Source organism: Breznakia sp. PFB1-19 (genome assembly GCF_029893935.1).
GTDB classification, from domain to species: domain Bacteria; phylum Bacillota_I; class Bacilli_A; order Erysipelotrichales; family Erysipelotrichaceae; genus Breznakia; species Breznakia blatticola.
Genome location: NZ_JARXXJ010000051.1, coordinates 1 through 2,291 on the forward strand (window position 1 = coordinate 1; position 2,291 = coordinate 2,291).

Consider the following 2,291-nt stretch of genomic DNA (forward strand, 5'->3'; position numbering starts at 1 on the left):
ATTGAACTGATGGCTTTAAACTAATAGAGGGGTCAAGATTGACCCCTCTATACTTTATAACTTTTGTCTAAAACCCCGCTAGTTCTCAAAGCACCGGAAAAAGTCGTATATATATTGATCTCCTCATGTTATGTAAATATTTTTATAGCACTTGAAATCTCGGATCATTTTTTTGACATACTAGTTTGCTGATTACGTTATATCATCGAGATAAGCGACAAATTCAGTTAAAAATTAGTTAGACGGGCAAAGTCTTATAATGAATTTATTTAGCATTTTTTTAGTAAAATCTTGATACTCCTCGAAGAACTGCTCATTAAAGTAAGTCTCTAATTCTGCTTCGGTCCGGTTATTAAGATCCGAAAAAGTAGAGTCGCATACAGAGATAAAATCGTTATTATAGTTAAAACTAGTAATTTCATAGTTATTCTTCAATTCAGTAATCTTATCTCGGAATATTTTATTATTTAGATTATTATTCAAAGTGTCACTAATAAAAATAAAATTAAATATTGATTTATTAAGCTTTGCAATTTCTTTAGGATAAAACTTTTCTGTATCGTTTCCATTACCAGGAACATATTTTGAACTTTGATTTATTATAAAATGTTCAACCGTATATTTTGTATTATTTTTTAGAAAATCATTTAATTGTTTTATGTCTGTTATTTTAACATGAGCAGGTTCTTGTCCCGAATTTACTATTTCGAAATAATTATAAATAGAGGCAAATGATTTACATCTATGTGCTTGATCAATATCTTTAATATCTTCTGTCAACTCGCTTAATGGTTGATACGAAGCTCTAATTTTACGTAACCCTATTGCACTAGGATCGCGTACAATCTCTATTATTTTCTTTATCAGTTCTTCATTCCATTCATTTGTTTGTAAAATTGACAGATAGTTTTTAATATCTTTCTTTCCAACGAAAATAATGAAAACAACCATAAAAAGGTAAACTGTATATAATTCTTTTACTTTCTTTTTGCTTTTGCTATTCTTTTCAATAAATAGATTGCTGATTAAATATTTTATCAAAATAGCTTTTGGAATATCTTCCGGATCTCTCGCTATCTTTCTACTTAAATTAAATAGCAACGGATATGTGTGGTTACTTATTTCATTGCCTAATCCTATGAATTCTTTAAATTTTTGTGAGGTTTCATTTGAATTTATAATACAAGAGAAGTAATCAATAATTTTTTGAGAAAGATCAATGACTTTAATACAGTACGTAGAATCACATAAAACTTTAATAATATGATCTCCTTCATAAAAAGTATCTGTTTCACGTAATGTTATTTCTGATTCAAGCTCAAATTGTGCGGAAAATTTTGGATGTTGCTCTAGATTTAATGTAGAGATAGTAGATTCCATTACATATCTAATAATTGTCATTAAATCTATCGAAATAGGTTCTTTGACAGATAAATATGAGGCTTTTAATTTTGTCCACTTTTCATAAATTACTTGATTATCAACATGATCAAAGAGATAACCTTTAAAAATATCCTCTCTATCTAGCTTAATTCCTTTTATATTCACATCTAGATATGACTCAATACCAATATCAGTGCTTGTCATTTCTTGTATTAAAATATTCAATTCGCATTTATACAAGTTTCTTAAAAAGTCTTTTGCTTTATTGGCCGTGGTCAAACAACTTCGATCTCCAAGTGCATTAAAAAGGAGATTGTAACGTTCTGTCTGGTTATATACATCTTCTTCTTCCAACATTTGTCTATCATCATCATTGAAGTTCTTCAAGTTAAATTCATGTTCTAGAAGTACGGTAAAACTTGGTAATGATTGTAATGAAAAATTACATATACTAAAAAACTCATTACCTAACTCTTTTCCAAATTTTTGCTTAATATAGTTTATTATAATGATTATTGCTGTTAGTCTTTGTTGGCCATCTAGAATATGGTATTCATTTTTTTCTGACTTGTAAGATAATATAATATTACCCAAAAGCTTTGATCCTTTTGAAATATCAGAGACTAGCGTTAGTAACTGATCTCGTTTCCATCTAATTTCTCTTTGGAAGTCCGGTATTACAAATTCTCTTTCTTCTGAAAAAATAATCGATTTGGAATTCCCTTCATTTATTTTAGATTCAATTTTAATCTGTTTTTTATTTAGTAAATCTTTAACAGAAAGTAAACAACAATTTATTGTTCCCATATAGTAGGCAGTGTCAATAATTTTGTGTAAACGTCACAGTAGAGTCTAATTGTATCGTTTATCGAACATGTCATTGATTTCTGCTTGTACTACTCCGAACC

General features: G+C 28.3%; 1 protein-coding gene. It reads right to left on the reverse strand.

Going from position 1 to position 2,291, the window contains the following annotated elements; all coding sequences use genetic code 11:
• Window positions 1–234 precede the first annotated feature (234 nt).
• A complete protein-coding gene (locus M2098_RS11500) occupies window positions 235–2,190 on the reverse strand; it encodes a DUF262 domain-containing protein (RefSeq protein WP_280684624.1) in 1,956 nt (651 codons plus the stop codon).
• Between the last annotated feature and the right edge of the window lie 101 nt (window positions 2,191–2,291).